This window comes from Pseudomonas sp. SR18 (assembly GCF_023701505.1).
In the GTDB taxonomy this organism is placed as follows: Bacteria; Pseudomonadota; Gammaproteobacteria; order Pseudomonadales; family Pseudomonadaceae; genus Aquipseudomonas; species Aquipseudomonas cyclaminis.
In genome coordinates this window covers 162,064-178,040 of sequence record NZ_JAMQAU010000001.1, presented here as the reverse complement: position 1 = coordinate 178,040, position 15,977 = coordinate 162,064, and the positions used below count along the sequence as shown (strand labels likewise).

The window sequence follows — 15,977 nt, the reverse complement described above, 5'->3', positions numbered from 1 at the left end:
CAATTACATGCGGAACACGCCGAAGCGGCTCGGCTCGATAGGGGCGTTCAAGGAGGCGGACAGCGCAAGGGCCAGTACCTCGCGGGTCTGCTGCGGGTCGATGACCCCGTCGTCCCACAGGCGGGCGCTGGAGTAGTAGGGATGGCCCTGGGTTTCGTATTGATCGAGGATCGGCTGCTTGATCGCGGCCTCTTCCTCAGCGCTGAACGCATTGCCCGCACGCTCGGCCTGCTCGCGCTTGACCTGCACCAGCACGCCCGCAGCCTGTTCGGCGCCCATCACGCCGATGCGCGCATTCGGCCACATCCACAAAAAGCGCGGGTCGTAAGCGCGGCCGCACATGCCGTAGTTACCGGCACCGAAGCTGCCACCGATGATCACGGTGAACTTCGGCACCTTGGCACAGGCCACGGCAGTGACCAGCTTGGCGCCGTGCTTGGCGATACCGCCGGCTTCGTATTTCTGGCCAACCATAAACCCGGTGATGTTCTGCAAAAACAACAGTGGAATCCCGCGCTGGCAAGCCAGCTCGATAAAGTGCGCGCCTTTTTGCGCGGCTTCGGCGAACAAAATCCCGTTGTTCGCCAGAATGGCAATCGGGTAGCCGTGCAAGTGCGCAAAACCGCAGACCAGCGTGGTGCCGAACAGCGCCTTGAATTCATCGAACACCGAACCGTCCACCAGCCGCGCAATCACTTCGCGCACATCGAACGGCTGCTTGGCATCGGCCGGGATCACGCCGTACAGCTCATCGGCGCTGTACAACGGGGCTACCGGTGCGCGCTGCACCAACTGGCCCTGTTTGCGCCAATTGAGGTTGGCCACACTGCGGCGGGCCAGGGCCAGGGCGTGTTCGTCGCTGTCGGCGTAGTGGTCGGCCACGCCGGAGATTTTGCAGTGCACATCGGCACCGCCCAGGTCTTCGGCGCTGACCACTTCACCCGTGGCCGCCTTCACCAGCGGCGGGCCGGCGAGGAAGATGGTGGCCTGCTGACGCACCATGATCGCCTCATCGGCCATGGCCGGTACGTAGGCGCCACCGGCGGTGCACGAGCCCATCACCACGGCGATCTGCGGGATGCCTTGGGCACTCATGTTGGCCTGGTTGAAGAAGATCCGCCCGAAGTGCTCGCGGTCGGGAAACACTTCGTCCTGACGCGGCAGGTTGGCGCCGCCCGAGTCCACCAGGTAGATGCACGGCAGGCGATTCTGCTCGGCGATGGTCTGGGCGCGCAGGTGTTTCTTTACCGTCAGCGGATAATAGGAACCGCCTTTCACCGTGGCATCGTTGGCGACGATCATGCATTCGACACCTTCCACGCGGCCGATCCCGGCAATCACCCCGGCCGCCGGCACGTCTTCGCCATACACCTGATGAGCGGCCAATTGGCTGAGTTCAAGGAACGGCGAACCTGGATCGAGCAGGCGATTGATGCGCTCGCGGGGCAGCAATTTGCCGCGTGAGGTGTGCCGCTCCTGTGCCTTGGCGCCGCCACCTTGTTGCACATGGGCGAGCAGGGTGTGCAGGGCGTCGACCTGTTGGCGCATCGCTGCGCTGTTGGCGGCAAATTCCGCCGAGCGGGGGTTGAGTAGGGTATGCAGGGTGGCCATGGGCGCGCTCCTTCAGCGGGTTTCGTTGAAGAGTTCGCGACCGATCAGCATCCGTCGAATCTCACTGGTGCCGGCGCCGATTTCGTACAGCTTGGCGTCACGCAGCAGACGCCCGGCAGGGAATTCATTGATGTAGCCATTGCCGCCGAGAATCTGGATCGCGTCCAGGGCCATTTGCGTGGCGCGTTCGGCGCTGTAGAGGATCACCCCGGCGGCGTCCTTGCGCGTGGTCTCGCCACGCTCGCAGGCCTGGGCCACCGCGTAGAGGTAGGCGCGGCTGGCGTTGAGTTGGGTGTACATGTCGGCGACCTTGCCCTGGATCAGCTGGAATTCGCCGATGCTCTGGCCGAACTGCTTGCGGTCGTGGATGTAGGGCACGATCAGGTCCATGCAGGCCTGCATGATCCCGGTAGGGCCGCCGGACAGCACCACACGCTCGTAGTCGAGGCCGCTCATCAGTACTTTTACGCCGCCGTTGAGCACGCCGAGGATATTTTCTTCGGGCACTTCGACGTCATCGAAAAACAGCTCGCAGGTGTTAGAGCCGCGCATGCCCAGCTTGTCGAACTTGCTGCTGCGGCTGAAGCCTTTCCAGTCCCGCTCGACGATAAACGCGGTGATGCCGTGGGGACCTTTTTCCAGGTCGGTCTTGGCATAGATCACGTAGGTGCTGGCGTCGGGACCGTTGGTGATCCAGGTCTTGCTGCCGTTGAGCACGTAGTGGTCGCCGTGTTTGTCGGCACGCAGTTTCATCGAGACTACATCGGAGCCGGCGTTCGGCTCGCTCATGGCCAGGGCGCCGACATGTTCGCCGCTGATCAGTTGCGGCAGGTACTTGAGTTTCTGTGCGTGATTGCCGTTGCGGTTGATCTGGTTCACACACAGGTTGGAGTGGGCGCCGTAGGACAACGCCACTGACGCCGAGCCACGGCTGATCTCTTCCATGGTCACCACGTGGGCCAGGTAACCCAGGCCAGCACCGCCGTATTCTTCCGCGACGGTGATGCCCAGCAGGCCCATGTCACCGAACTTGCGCCACAGGTCGGCGGGGAACAGGTTGTCACTGTCGATCTGAGCCGCGCGGGGCGCGATCTCCTTGGCCACGAAGGACTGCACCTGGTCGCGCAGCATGTCGATGGTTTCACCGAGGGCGAAGTTCAGGGACGGGTAACTCATGGACAGGCACCTTAATGTGAGCTTTGTTGTTGTGTAGATGGCGCGCCAGGGAAGGGCGCTCACCTTTACGTTAACGTAAGCTCGCGTTGCGGTGCTGTCAATCGTCGTTTACGTATACGTCAACCTAAAAAACAACAGGGGTGAGTCAGCCAGATAAGAAACTGCAGAAAGCACAAAGGGAACCCGAAGGTTCCCTTTAATTTGTCGTTACGTGCTCTTTTTTTATTATTGAGGGGCGGTCTATTGTTGTTTTTGGCAACCGTTACCCTTTACCGCTGTTTTTTTGCGACCCCCATTCAGGGTCAAGAGCAAACGTATTTTTTTGAGCGCTGATCTGCTTCTTCGCACGCGATCCAACCAGTGGGTAGCTACCTGAGGTAGTTTTATTTTTCTCTAACCGGTTGCGGGTTTCGGCACGCCGTACCCTGCAAAGCACATCTTCTCCAAAAAAATCTGTTAGCTGCGTCTCTGCCGTGTTGTTTTTGTTATGTCAGAGTCGTTTCGTCTTATTTTTATTAGGTTTGGCGCTTTTTATTCTTGTTATGCCATAGAGATAGCAGGAGCCGTGCCAACTTTAAAAATCCCTTTAAAATCAATGTTTTGATTTTTTCGTGGGAAATGTCTGGCGGTAAACACTACAAAATATGTTCCCGTGTTACTCGATGTGTAGGCGTGCGGTAACACATTGTCACGGCTACGCTACTCAACCGGCTAACCGCGCCTTGGCCACCCGTGAACCGGTTGGGCGACCTACTACTTTGCTGATTTGCAGCCCCGCACGAATCAAGGCCTCCAGGTCGATACCGGTGTCGATCCCCAGCCCGTCGAGCAGGTACACCACATCCTCGGTGGCGACGTTACCGCTGGCGCCCTTGGCGTAAGGGCACCCGCCGAGGCCCGCGATAGAGCTGTCGAACACGCTGATCCCTTCCAGCAGGCTGGCGTAGAGGTTCGCAACTGCCTGGCCGTAGGTGTCGTGGAAGTGGCCCGCCAACCTGTCCCTTGGCACCTTGGCACCTACCACCTCGAACAACCGTCGCGTGGCGCCTGCAGTGCCGGTGCCGATGGTGTCGCCCAAGGACACTTCATAGCAGCCCATCTCGTACAACTCTTGCGCCACTGCGGCCACCTGTTCCGGGGCAACCGTGCCTTCGTACGGGCAGCCCAGCACGCAGGACACATAACCACGCACACTCATGCCATGCTGCCTGGCCGCGGTCATGATTGGGGCAAACCGCTCCAGGCTTTCACTGATGGAGCAATTGATGTTGCGCTGGGAAAACGCCTCGGACGCCGCCGCAAACACCGCGACTTCCTTCACGCCAGCCGCCAGCGCATCTTCAAAACCCCGCAGGTTGGGGGTCAGCGCGCCGTACGTTACACCGGGTTTGCGCTGGATCTGCGCGAAAACCTCGGCAGAGCCGGCCATCTGCGGCACCCACTTGGGCGACACAAAACTGCCGACCTCGATATAACTCAAGCCGGCGGCGCTGAGCGCGTCGACCAGTTGCACCTTGTCGGCCACGCTGATGGGCTGGGCTTCGTTCTGCAAACCGTCGCGTGGGCCGACTTCGACCAGGCGCACGTGTGAAGGGAGAGACATGGCAGTTACCTCCTGATCAATGGCCAACCTGGCTCATGGTGTCTGCCAGGGCCTGTGTGCAGCGCTCTTCGGCGGTGTCCAGTTCGAGTTTCATCTGTTCGATATCCAGCAACTGTTGCTCAAGCTGCTCACGGCGCTCGGCGATTTTGGACAGCATGCTGTTGAGCTGGATGTGATTGCCGCTGGTGGGGTCGTAGAGTTCGATCAGTTCGCGGCATTCGGCCAGGGAAAAACCGATGCGTTTGCCACGCAGGATCAGCTTGAGGCTGACCTTGTCCCGCGCCGAGTAAATGCGCTCCTGGCCCCGGCGTTCCGGGGCCAGCAGGCCTTGTTCTTCGTAGAACCGAATGGCGCGGGTGGTGATGTCCAGCTCGCGGGCGAGGTCGGAGATGCTGTAGGTGGTGCTCATGGCGGCGCTCAATAAAGTCTTGGCGCTAAGCTACTGTCAGGTTGACGTAAGCGTCAAGCAAATCGCCACCCATCCTCAAGCTTGCTTGCCATCCAACTTCTTCTCATGAGCCGTCACCTGTTGGCACAACTCGATCATCTGCTCACGCATCCAGCGGTTGGCGGGATCCTGATCGGTGCTTTCGTGCCAATACAGGTGGGTTTCCACCGGCGGTACGTCATTGACTGGCAGGTTGACCCAGTGCAACTCATGGCGCCTGGCGAAGCGCTCGGGCACGGTCATCACCATGTCGGTCTGTTGCAGCACTTGGGAGGCCATCAGGTAATGCTGGGAGCGCAGCGCGATCTTGCGTTGCACGCCCATCTTGCCCAAGGCCAGGTCGACATGGCCCAGGCCGTTGCGTCGGCTGGAGATGTGGATATGGGTCAGCCCCAGGTAATCATCGAGGGTCAGCTTGTCCTTGCCCGCCATCGGATGGCCCTTGCGCATGGCGCATACGTAGCGATCTTCCATCAGCTTGACGTGGCGCACTTGCGGGTCTGTGTTGAGCGGCGCGTCCACGGCAAAGTCCAGGCGCCCGGCGGCCAGTTCCTTGGTGGTCTCGCGGCGTTTGGACAAGAAACTCTCGATGACGACGGTGGGCGCAAGGCGCCGCAGGCGCTGGAACAGCAGCGGCAGAATCACCGCCTCGGTGAGGTCGGTCATGCTGATGCGGTAAGTCTTGGCGGCCTGCTGCGGGTTGAAAATCCGGCTTTCCTGCACCGACACCCGCAGCAATGACAGCGCATTGCGCACCGGGCCAATAATGTTCTGGGCCATCGGCGTGGGTACCATGCCTTGGGCGGTGCGCACAAACAGCGGGTCGTTGAAGGTCTCGCGCAGTCGGGCCAGGGCGTTGGACACGGCCGGCTGGGTAATGCCCACGATCTGCCCGGCGCGGGTCAGGTTGGCTTCGGTGTAGATCGCGTCGAAGACAATAAAGAGGTTGAGGTCGACCTTGCTCAGATTCATTTCGTTGCGCTCTTATTGTTAGGTGTTCATACGCCGATCATATATCGGTGATGAATGTTAATACACGCCGAGAATAGGCTAGGTAAATTATCAACGCTGTTCTAGCATCGATTGCATGACCTAAACAACCTCTCAAAGAAGGGAGCTGCTCATGGATTTCGCCTATTCGCCCAAGGTTCAGGAACTGCGTGAACGCGTCACCGCGTTTATGGATGCTTACGTTTACCCGGCTGAGCCGGTGTTCGAACGCCAGGTCAGCGAAGGTGACCGCTGGCAGCCCACCGCCATCATGGAAGAGCTGAAAGCCAAGGCTAAGGCCGAAGGCCTGTGGAACCTGTTCCTGCCCGAATCCGAACTGGGCGCCGGCCTGACCAACCTCGAATACGCGCCGCTCGCCGAAATCATGGGCCGCTCGCTGCTGGGCCCGGAGCCGTTCAATTGCTCGGCGCCGGACACCGGCAATATGGAAGTGCTGGTGCGCTACGCCAACGAAGAGCAGAAGCAACGCTGGCTTGAACCGCTGCTGCGCGGCGAGATCCGCTCGGCCTTCGCCATGACCGAACCGGATGTCGCCTCCTCGGACGCCACCAACATGGCCGCCCGCGCCGAACGCCAGGGCGACGAGTGGGTGATCAACGGCAAGAAGTGGTGGACCTCCGGCGCCTGCGACCCGCGCTGCAAGATCCTGATCTTCATGGGCCTGAGCAACCCCGACGCGCCGCGTCACCAGCAGCACTCGATGATCCTGGTACCGGTGGACACCCCCGGCGTGAAAATCGTGCGTCCGCTGCCGGTGTTCGGCTACGACGACGCGCCACACGGCCATGCCGAAGTGCTGTTCGACAACGTACGTGTGCCGTATGAAAACGTATTGCTGGGTGAAGGGCGCGGCTTTGAAATCGCCCAGGGTCGCCTTGGCCCAGGCCGCATCCACCACTGCATGCGCTCCATCGGCATGGCCGAGCGTGCGCTGGAATTGATGTGCAAACGCGCGGTCAGTCGTACCGCGTTCGGCAAGCCGCTGGCCCGTTTGGGCGGCAATATCGACAAGATCGCCGACTCACGCATGGAGATCGACATGGCGCGCCTGCTGACCCTGAAAGCGGCGTACATGATGGACACTGCGGGCAACAAAGTGGCGAAAAGCGAGATCGCCCAAATCAAGGTAGTGGCGCCAAACGTGGCGTTGAAGGTGATCGACCGCGCGATCCAGATCCATGGTGGTGCTGGGGTGTCCAATGACTTCCCACTGGCGTACATGTATGCCATGCAACGCACCCTGCGCCTGGCCGACGGCCCGGATGAAGTACACCGCGCGGCGATCGGCAAGTTTGAGATCGGCAAGTATGTGCCTCGGGAAATGATGCGCAGCGGACAGTAATACCGCGTCGCCTGCAATCGGGGGCAAGCCCCCTCCCACAGGTGACCGCGTATCTCCAATAGAAATGCGGTCAAATGTGGGAGGGGGCTTGCCCCCGATGAGGCCGGATCAGGCCCTGAAGATTCAGCAGCCCTCAGTACACCCACACCTCCACCCGCCGATTCTTGATCCGCCCCTCATCCGCCGTATTCGCCGCCACCGGCATCTGCGCGCCAAACCCACGGATATCGCGCAACACCACGCCGTTCCTGACCAACTCTCGTCGCACCGCCATCGCCCGCAGTTTCGACAGTAGCGCCGCCCGCTGCGGGTCATTCTTGGCGTCGCCAAACCCCACCAGTGTCACCTGCTTGTCCAGCTTTTCGTGGCCCTTGAGATACGCCACCACCCGCTGCACATCCTGGCGCGCCTTGTTATCCAGGCTGGCGCTGCCTTCTTCGAAACGAAAATTGACCGTCAAACGCTGGGCATCCCGGGCGATGGCTTGATAGTCATCGGGCATGGTCGGGCGCGGTTCCACGGCCATGGCCTGTACCTGCTGCGCGATAAACCCGCTGGCGGCCACAATCGCCTGGCCTTTGCTGCTCTGGGCGAAGTCCACCAACGCCTTGGCCCACGGGTGATGGCCCGAGGGCGGCAGGTAAAAGAACAAGCGGCGCGACAGCGGGTAGTCCTCAGTGGCGATCAGGCTGTTGAGCGGCAACATCGGTTGCGAGTCGCCATCCACAATTGCCACCGCCTTGGACTGACGCACGTAGGGCAGGCCAATAAAGCCAATGCCTTGGGGATCCTGGCTCACCGCGTCGGACAACTGCTCGCTGGACTCGAAACGCTGGGCCGAAGAGGCGAGGGGCTTGCCGCGCAGGCGTAGGACCAATTCCTTGAACGTGTCGTAGGTGCCGGACTGGTCATCGCGGGCGTAGATGTGAATCGCGCCGCCGATGCCACCCAGCGCCTCCCAGGTGCTGATTTCACCGTTGAAAATCTGCGCCAGTTGTGTGGTGTTCAACGTGTTCAGCGGGTTTTGCGGGTTGAGGATGATGGCGAGGCCGTCGATGGCGATCACCTGTTCGGCTTCGGCGCTCTTCAGGTCGCCGAGAGGCTCAAGGTCCACCAGTTCGCTGTCCTTGATGGGGCGGGAGGAAGCGGCCAGGTCGGCGCTGGTTTTCTTCAACGCGACAAAACCGGTGCTGGAGCCGTGGGCCGCGACGTCGATGGTCACGGTCTTGCCCTGGCGCGTCTTGCCGATCACACGTTGTTCGTTGGCGCCTTCGCCGGGTTCGATGTGCACGCCCTGCAACCCTTGATATTCCATCAAACCCTTGGCCAGCGCCGGTGCCAGCGCCGCGCCAATGGTGTTGGAACCCTGGATGCGCAAGGCCGGCCCTTGGTCGGGCACGGGGAGGGGAGCAGCCACAGCAGGGAGGGAAAGCACGCAACACAACAGGAACAGAACGCGCAGCGTCATGCCGGCACCTTCTCAAGCCAAAGGGAGTGCCGCGAGATTAAGACAGGCAGGTTGCATAAATATGACTGACGCGCCGCGGAGCAAAATGTGGGGGGGGTTGCCCCCGATGGCGGTGTGCCAGACAGCTTATCTGTCACTGATACACCGCTATCGGGAGCAAGCCCCCTCCCACATTTGGATTTTTATTCGCCTTAGGATCTGCTCAGTTCCAACCAGATCGGCGCATGGTCCGACGGCTTTTCCAGCCCGCGCAGATCGTAGTCCACGCCCGCATCCTTGACGCGTGGCAGCAAGCCGTTGGAGGCCATGATCACGTCAATGCGCAGGCCGCGCTTGGGCTCATCTTCAAAGCCACGGCTGCGGTAGTCGAACCAGCTGAAGCGGTCGGTCACGTCCGGGTTGAGGTGACGGAAGCTGTCCACCAGGCCCCAGTTTTTCAGGCGGGCCATCCACTCGCGTTCTTCGGGCAGGAAGCTGCACTTGCCGGTTTTCAGCCAGCGTTTGGCGTTGTCGGCGCCGATGCCGATGTCGCAGTCTTGCGGGGAGATATTCACGTCGCCCATCACCACCAGTGCCTGGTCGTTGCTGAACTGGCTTTCCAGCAGCTGTTGCAGGTCTTCGTAGAAGCGTTGCTTGGCGGGGAACTTGGTCGGGTGGTCGCGGCTTTCGCCCTGTGGGAAATAGCCGTTCATGATGGTCACCGGGTTGCCATTTTCATCGGCGAAGGTGCCCCAGATAAAACGGCGCTGGGCGTCTTCCTCGTCGCTGGCAAAACCTTTGTGAAGGCTCAACGCCGGCTGACGCGAGAGCAGGGCCACACCGTAGTGACCTTTCTGCCCGTGGTAATACACGTGATAGCCAAGAGCCTGTACTTCGGCCAGGGGAAACTGGTCATCGTGGACTTTGGTTTCCTGCAGGCCGATCACATCGGGTTGGTGTTTTTCAATCAGCGCCGCCAGCTGATGGGGGCGGGCGCGCAGCCCGTTGATATTGAAGGAGACGATTTTCATGGTCGGCAGTCCAGTCTTGGCAAAAGGGCGATGCTAGCCGACAAGTCGGACGGGGGCCAGCGTGGCGGTAGGGCAGATGCACTGCTAATGTCTGGGAACGACTGGTGCTGCGTAGGTTCGTACCCATAAGAACGCCATCTATTGAATGGCGCCCAGGGAGATTGACTGTATGACTGACACTGCCATTGGCGAAATTCGCCTCCTCAACAGCGGCTATTCGCGCGAAGCCCGCTCCCTGCTGTACCAGGCCTATCGGCATGAGCCGACGTTTGCCTACATCTTCGAAGCTGAACGCCCAGGGTATGAGCAGCGTGTGCGCGCCACTGTACGTGAGCTGGTCAAGCAGCATTTTTTCCAGAAGCTTCCGGCGATTGGTTTGTTTGTGAATGATCGGCTGATCGGCATCTCCCTGATTGCACCGCCGCAACGGCGCCTGGGCATCACCGAGAGCTGGGCCTGGCAACTGCGCATGTGGCTGAGCACCGGCGTGCGCGGTACGCGGCGTTACCTGGATTACCATCACGCGGTGCTGGCGTGCCTGCCGAGCGAGTCGGTGCATGTGCTGCCGCTGTTGGGTATTCACCCGCAATTCCAGGGCAAACACTACGGCGAACAGTTACTGGAAGCGGTGCACAACTGGTGCGCCGAAGACCCGCATTCGTCCGGTGTGGTGCTGGATACAGGCAACTCGCGCTACCTGGATTTCTATAGACGCCAGGGCTACGAGGAAATCGGCGAGGTCGCTGTAGGCCCGATCCTGGAGCATGTGTTTTTTCACCCCAATCCTCAGGCGTTACATGCTGCAACGGCTTAGGCAAGAATTTTTCAGAATTATCCGGGTTATAAGATGCTCCCCAGCTCGTGTAGCATCCGCGCCTATGAAGTTTCCAGGAAGATTTACCCGTGGTTTGATCCTGCTGCTCACCAGTTGCAGCGCCTTGGCGCAAAGCGAATTGGATGTGCGGGTCAAACCCTCAAACGACGCGTTGAAAGCCAACATCGAAGGCTACATCGGCGGGGTGGGCGATCGTGACGAAGAGGCCTTGCTGCGGTTCAGCCGTGGCGCCGAGGAGCAGGCGCGCAAAGCGGCGCAGGCCTTAGGCTTCTATCAGCCACAGATCGACAGCGAAGTGAAGGGCGGCAAGAACCCGCGCCTGATCCTCAGCATCGACCCCGGCGAACCGGTGCATTTGCGCAACGTGACCATTCGGGTCGACGGCGAGGCGGCGAACCTCAAGTCGTTTCGCGTGCCTGCCAGCGACGACCTCATCTCCGGCGCCGTGCTCAATCACGGCCACTACGAAGACGCCAAGCGTCTGATCCAGAACCAGGCCTCGCGCTACGGCTTCTTCAGTGGGCGCTTTATCAGCCAGAAACTCGCGGTGGACCCCCAAGCCGGCGTCGCCGATATCGAACTCATCTATGACAGCGGCCCGCGCTACAGCATGGGCAAGGTCAGCTTTGCCGGCGACACGCCGTTTGATGACGAACTGCTGCAACGCATGGTGCCGTTTAAAAGCGGTGACCCCTACGATTCCGAACTGATCGCCGAACTCAACCAGAACCTGCAAGCCAGCGGCTTTTTCGAAGGCGTGCGCGTGGACGCCAGCCCCACCGCCTCAACCAATGACATGATCCCGGTGGCCGTCAATCTGGACACCCGAAAACCGCGCACCATGGGCCTGGGCCTGGGCTACTCCACTGACGTCGGCCCGCGCGGCAAGGCCAACTGGACCCGTCACTGGGTCAACCCTCAGGGCCATAGTTATGGTTGGGAGGCCGAACTGTCGGCCCCGCGCCAGAACGTCGGCCTGTGGTACGACATTCCGCTGGACCCACCGCTCACCGACAAACTGCGCTTCGCCGGTGGCTACCAGAATGAAGAACTGGCCAACACCGACACCCTGAGTAAATTGCTCACCGTCGGCCCGGAATGGCACAGCAAGTTGCCCAGCGGCTGGACCCGGGTGATATCCCTCAAATACCAGCGCGAAGAATATCGCCTGGGCGACGACTCCGGTCTCAGTAACCTGCTGATGCCGGGCATCAGTTATTCCTACCTGCGCAGCGACAACCGCATCGACCCCCACAATGGCTATCGCCTGCAATTCGACACCAAGGTCGCCAAAGAAGGCCTGGGCTCCGACACCAACTTGCTCTACGGCACGGCCATGGTCAAAGGCCTGACCACCCTGTGGGACAACCACCGTTTCCTGGCGCGGGCGCAAGTGGGCGGCAGTGCCACCAATGGCTACAAGTCGGTGCCGCCTTCGCTGCGCTTCTTTGCCGGTGGCGATCAGAGCGTGCGTGGTTACGAGTACCAGACCCTGTCGCCGGAGAATGACCAGGGTGATCGCATCGGTGGCCGCTACATGGTGGCGTTGAGCGCCGAGTATCAATATTCCATCGCCGAAAAATGGCGGATCGCGACCTTCATCGACCAGGGCAACTCGTTCAACTCCCTGGAACTGCCGAGCCTGAAAACCGGCGTCGGCGTCGGCATCCGCTGGGTATCGCCGGTCGGTCCGATCCGCCTCGACCTGGCCCATGCCCTGGAAGATCCGGGCGGCGTTCGTTTGCACTTTTCCATGGGGCCTGAGCTGTGATGCGTGGTTTGAAAATAGCGGGGCTGGCCGTGGTGGCAGTCCTTGCCGTGCTGTTGCTGGCACTCTGGGCGGTATTGGGCAGCCAAGCGGGCAGCCGCTGGGCCTTGGGCCTGGTGCCGGGTTTGAGCGTGGAGAATTTCCAGGGTCGCCTGGGCGGCCAATGGAGCGCCGATCATCTGCTCTGGCAGCAAGACAGCAGCCGCGTGGAACTCAAGGCAGCCACGTTTGATTGGTCCCCCGCCTGCCTGCTGCGCATGACCTTATGCATTGACCAGTTGGATGTGGATCAAATCAGCCTGCAATTTCCACCCAGCACCGAAGACAGCAGCGGCCCGGTTGCACTGCCTGATCTGACGTTGCCGGTTGCCCTGCAGTTGGGCGACGTTCGCATCGGCAGCCTGGTGTTCAACGGCAGCGAAGAACTCAAAGGCCTGCAACTGGCGGCGCACTGGACCGCCGCAGGCATGCAGATCGACTCCGTGCACCTGCAACGCGACGACCTGGTGCTGGACCTGTCCGGCCTGCTGCAACCCACCGGTGACTGGCCGTTGACCGCCAGCGGTAACCTCAGCCTGCCTTATGCGCCCGGCGGCGCGCCCTGGAGCGTTGCCCTCAAGGTCGAAGGCGACCTGCTCAAGACCCTCAAGCTCGACGCCGATAGCAGCGGCTACCTGCCGGCCAAGCTCAAGGGCGAGTTGCAACCCCTGGCGGAAAACCTTCCGGCCCGGTTGCACATCACCGCTGACGGCTTCAAACCCAGCGCCGATTTGCCCGACACCTTGCAACTCAATCAACTGGACCTCACCGCCAACGGTGATCTGAAAAGCGGCTACCAACTGCAGGGCAATGCCGTGCTGCCGGCGGAAAAAGGCCCGGTGGACTTGCTGCTGCAAGGCAGGGTCGACGCCAAGGGCGCGCAGATCGCCGGCCTGGACCTGAATGCCGGTGACAAGCAAAGCCTCAAGCTCAGTGCCAACCTGGACTGGCAACAAGGCTTCAGCGCCGACGCCAGGCTCGACTGGCTCGACTTTCCCTGGCATCGCCTCTACCCCGTGATCGACGAACCCCAGGTGACGGTGCGTACGTTCAACGGCGAGATTTCCTATAAAGACGGCAATTATCTGGGCAACCTCAAGGCCGACCTCGACGGTCCGGCGGGCAAGTTCAACGTGGTCACGCCGTTCAGTGGCGACCTCAAGCAAGTCTTCCTGCCCGAGCTGAAACTGACCGCCGGCCAAGGCAAGGCCGAAGGCCACCTCAACCTGCAGTTTGCCGATGGCATTGCCTGGGATACTGCGCTGGACCTGTCGGCGCTCAATCCGGCGTACTGGGTCGCTGAACTGCCGGGCACGTTGGCCGGGCCGCTGCGCAGCAAGGGCGAGTTCAAGAACGAGCAACTCAAGCTCACTGCCGACCTTGACCTCAAGGGCCGTCTGCGTGGCCAAACCGCCGTGCTGGCGGCCAAGGCCGAAGGTGCAGGGGAACAATGGACCCTGGCCAACCTGGATATCCGCCTGGGTGACAATCGCATCAACGGCAGCGGCAGCCTGCAACAACGCCTGGCCGGGCAGATCGACATCAAGCTGGCGCGCCTGGCCCAGCTGTGGCCGCAATTGCGCGGGCAGATCAATGGCCGTCTTGACGTGGCCGGTAGCCTGACCGCGCCCCAGGGCAAGCTGGACCTCAAGGGCCAGCAATTGGCGTTTGCCGACAACCGCCTGCAAAACCTCAGCCTCGCGGCCACCCTCGATAACGCCCAACGCGCCAGCATCGACCTCAAGGGCAGCGGCCTTCAAAGCGGCGACACCCAGGTCGGTACCCTGACCGCCAGTGCCCAAGGTGATATCAAGCAGCAAAAAGTCCAGATGGACCTGACCGGTCCCTTGCTCAAGCTGGCCCTGGCCCTGGACGGTAATCTCGACAAAGGCAACTGGCGCGGGCGTCTGGCCAGCGGTGATGTCCAGGCGGGTGGCCAGGACTGGAAGCTGCAAGCCCCGGCGAAAATCGACTACCTGGCCGACGGCAGGCTGACCTTCGCCGCGCACTGTTGGGTCTCCGGTGCTGCCAGCCTGTGTGGTGAAGACCAGCGCCTGATGCCCGAGCCCAAGCTGCGTTACCACCTCAAGCAATTCCCCCTCGACAGCCTCGCGGCGTTTTTGCCCAAGGACTTCGCCTGGCAGGGCAAGCTCAATGCCGATGTGCAACTCGACCTGCCCAACAGCGGCCCCAAAGGCGTGGTGTCGGTGGATGCCAGCGGCGGCACCTTGCGCGTCAAGGACAAGGACCAGTGGCTGGATTTCCCTTACGACACCCTCAAGCTGGAAACCACGCTCAATCCCAAGCGCATCGACACCCAGCTGAACTTCCGTGGCGGCAAGCTCGGTGAATTGCTGTTGCAGGCGCAGATCAACCCGCTGCCGAAGAACAAGCCGATCACCGGCAATTTCAGCCTCACCGGGCTGGACCTCGCGGTGGCGCGGCCGTTTGTGCCGATGGTGGAAACCCTCAACGGCAAGCTCAACGGCAACGGACGCATCTCCGGTGGCCTGCTGGCACCGCAGATCAACGGCAATGTGAACCTGATCGGCGGTGAAGTCTCCGGTCCGGAACTGCCCATCAGCCTCGAAGGCCTGAATGTGCAGGCGCTGATCGCCGGTGAAAGCGTGCAGCTCAACGGCGGCTGGCGCAGTGGCAAGGCCGGGCAGGGCAGCCTCAAGGGGCAGATAGACTGGGGTCAGGCCCTGGCCGTGGACCTCAGCCTGCAAGGCTCGCAATTGCCGCTCACGGTCGAGCCCTACGCCGCCCTGGAAGTGGCGCCGGACCTGAAGATCACCCTGAAGGACGACAAGCTGGCGATCGCCGGCAAGGTGCAGATCCCGCGTGGTGACATCACCGTGCGCGAACTGCCGCCGTCGACGGTCAAGGTCTCGGACGACACCGTCATCGTCGGCAGCCAGACCGAGGAGGGCAAACCGGCGATGGCCATGGCCATGGATATCGACGTGGCAGTGGGCGAAGACCAGCTCAACTTCTCGGGTTTCGGCCTCACCGCCAAGGTGCAGGGCCATGTGCATATCGGCGACAACCTGGACACCCGTGGCGAGCTGTGGCTCAACGATGGCCGCTACCGCGCCTACGGCCAGAGGCTCGATGTACGCCGGGCGCGGTTGCTGTTCGCCGGCCCGCTGGACCAGCCGTACCTGGACATCGAAGCGATCCGCAAGACCGACGATGTGGTGGCCGGTATCCGTCTCAGTGGCAGCGCGGAACAACCCACCACGCAAATCTTCTCGGAACCGGCCATGAGCCAGGAACAGGCGCTGTCCTACCTGGTGCTGGGGCGCCCGCTGAGTACCACCGGTGAAGACAACAACATGCTTGCCCAAGCGGCGCTGGGCCTGGGTTTGATGGGCAGTGCGGGGGTGACCTCGGACATCGCCACCAAGTTGGGCATCCGGGACTTCGACCTCGATACCCAGGGCAGCGGCAATAACACCGCCGTGGTAGCCAGCGGCAAGATCACCGAGAAACTCAGCCTGCGTTATGGCGTAGGGGTGTTCGAACCCGCCAGTACCATTGCCTTGCGCTACCTGTTGAGCAAGAAGGTCTACCTGGAGGTGGCCAGTGGTGTGGCCAGCTCGCTGGATATCTTCTACAAACGCGATTTCTGAGCCGTACTCGGTAAAAAATGTGGGAGGGGGG

11 protein-coding genes are annotated in these 15,977 nt (G+C 61.4%); 4 read left to right on the top strand and 7 right to left on the bottom strand.

Features of this window, described 5'->3' with window-relative positions:
- Window positions 1–3 precede the first annotated feature (3 nt).
- The 5 genes from NDJ82_RS00860 to NDJ82_RS00840 all read right to left on the bottom strand — a co-directional run bounded on the left by NDJ82_RS00860 (window position 4) and on the right by NDJ82_RS00840 (window position 5,810).
- Complete coding sequence (locus NDJ82_RS00860; protein WP_158876769.1) at window positions 4–1,611, bottom strand: carboxyl transferase domain-containing protein; 1,608 nt, start codon at window positions 1,609–1,611, stop codon at window positions 4–6.
- Window positions 1,612–1,623: 12 nt separating this feature from the next.
- A complete protein-coding gene (locus NDJ82_RS00855; protein ID WP_099586681.1) occupies window positions 1,624–2,787 on the bottom strand; it encodes an isovaleryl-CoA dehydrogenase in 1,164 nt (387 codons plus the stop codon).
- 703 nt (window positions 2,788–3,490) lie between these two features.
- A complete protein-coding gene (locus NDJ82_RS00850; RefSeq protein ID WP_250924778.1) occupies window positions 3,491–4,390 on the bottom strand; it encodes a hydroxymethylglutaryl-CoA lyase in 900 nt (299 codons plus the stop codon).
- Window positions 4,391–4,406: 16 nt separating this feature from the next.
- A complete protein-coding gene (locus NDJ82_RS00845; protein ID WP_099586683.1) occupies window positions 4,407–4,799 on the bottom strand; it encodes a MerR family transcriptional regulator in 393 nt (130 codons plus the stop codon).
- A gap of 75 nt (window positions 4,800–4,874) precedes the next feature.
- The gene (locus tag NDJ82_RS00840) at window positions 4,875–5,810 is read right to left on the bottom strand and encodes a LysR family transcriptional regulator (protein WP_250924777.1); all 936 of its coding nucleotides are present in this window, start codon (window positions 5,808–5,810) and stop codon (window positions 4,875–4,877) included.
- Between the two features lie 151 nt (window positions 5,811–5,961).
- On the opposite strand from NDJ82_RS00840, the gene NDJ82_RS00835 reads away from it, so the two are divergent.
- Window positions 5,962–7,191 (top strand): acyl-CoA dehydrogenase, encoded by a 1,230-nt coding sequence (locus NDJ82_RS00835; RefSeq protein WP_191946368.1) that lies wholly within the window; start codon window positions 5,962–5,964, stop codon window positions 7,189–7,191.
- Between the two features lie 133 nt (window positions 7,192–7,324).
- Here NDJ82_RS00835 and NDJ82_RS00830 read toward each other — a convergent pair whose 3' ends face one another.
- Window positions 7,325–8,659, bottom strand: coding sequence for a substrate-binding domain-containing protein (locus tag NDJ82_RS00830; RefSeq protein WP_250924776.1), 1,335 nt, complete (start codon window positions 8,657–8,659; stop codon window positions 7,325–7,327).
- A gap of 191 nt (window positions 8,660–8,850) precedes the next feature.
- Window positions 8,851–9,669 carry an exodeoxyribonuclease III gene (gene xthA / locus NDJ82_RS00825; RefSeq protein WP_250924775.1) on the bottom strand — a complete coding sequence of 273 codons (819 nt, stop codon included), beginning with the start codon at window positions 9,667–9,669 and terminating at the stop codon, window positions 8,851–8,853.
- Between the two features lie 169 nt (window positions 9,670–9,838).
- Between xthA and NDJ82_RS00820 the strand changes: the two genes are divergently transcribed.
- From NDJ82_RS00820 to NDJ82_RS00810, 3 genes are all read left to right on the top strand, one after another.
- The gene (locus NDJ82_RS00820) at window positions 9,839–10,483 is read left to right on the top strand and encodes a GNAT family N-acetyltransferase (protein WP_250924774.1); all 645 of its coding nucleotides are present in this window, start codon (window positions 9,839–9,841) and stop codon (window positions 10,481–10,483) included.
- Window positions 10,484–10,547: 64 nt separating this feature from the next.
- A complete protein-coding gene (locus NDJ82_RS00815) occupies window positions 10,548–12,275 on the top strand; it encodes an autotransporter assembly complex protein TamA (protein ID WP_250924773.1) in 1,728 nt (575 codons plus the stop codon).
- Window positions 12,275–15,946 (top strand): translocation/assembly module TamB domain-containing protein, encoded by a 3,672-nt coding sequence (locus NDJ82_RS00810; protein ID WP_250924772.1) that lies wholly within the window; start codon window positions 12,275–12,277, stop codon window positions 15,944–15,946. Before NDJ82_RS00815 ends, NDJ82_RS00810 begins: the two co-directional genes overlap by 1 nt.
- The last annotated feature ends 31 nt before the right edge of the window (window positions 15,947–15,977 follow it).

Bases quoted from the DNA above. Each gene is read 5' to 3' on its own strand.
- NDJ82_RS00860 (WP_158876769.1), bottom strand. From the start codon at position 1,611: ATGGCCACCCTGCATACCCTACTCAACCCCCGCTCGGCGGAATTTGCC.
- NDJ82_RS00855 (WP_099586681.1), bottom strand. From the start codon at position 2,787: ATGAGTTACCCGTCCCTGAACTTCGCCCTCGGTGAAACCATCGACATG.
- NDJ82_RS00850 (WP_250924778.1), bottom strand. From the start codon at position 4,390: ATGTCTCTCCCTTCACACGTGCGCCTGGTCGAAGTCGGCCCACGCGAC.
- NDJ82_RS00845 (WP_099586683.1), bottom strand. From the start codon at position 4,799: ATGAGCACCACCTACAGCATCTCCGACCTCGCCCGCGAGCTGGACATC.
- NDJ82_RS00840 (WP_250924777.1), bottom strand. From the start codon at position 5,810: ATGAATCTGAGCAAGGTCGACCTCAACCTCTTTATTGTCTTCGACGCG.
- NDJ82_RS00835 (WP_191946368.1), top strand. From the start codon at position 5,962: ATGGATTTCGCCTATTCGCCCAAGGTTCAGGAACTGCGTGAACGCGTC.
- NDJ82_RS00830 (WP_250924776.1), bottom strand. From the start codon at position 8,659: ATGACGCTGCGCGTTCTGTTCCTGTTGTGTTGCGTGCTTTCCCTCCCT.
- xthA (WP_250924775.1), bottom strand. From the start codon at position 9,669: ATGAAAATCGTCTCCTTCAATATCAACGGGCTGCGCGCCCGCCCCCAT.
- NDJ82_RS00820 (WP_250924774.1), top strand. From the start codon at position 9,839: ATGACTGACACTGCCATTGGCGAAATTCGCCTCCTCAACAGCGGCTAT.
- NDJ82_RS00815 (WP_250924773.1), top strand. From the start codon at position 10,548: ATGAAGTTTCCAGGAAGATTTACCCGTGGTTTGATCCTGCTGCTCACC.
- NDJ82_RS00810 (WP_250924772.1), top strand. From the start codon at position 12,275: ATGCGTGGTTTGAAAATAGCGGGGCTGGCCGTGGTGGCAGTCCTTGCC.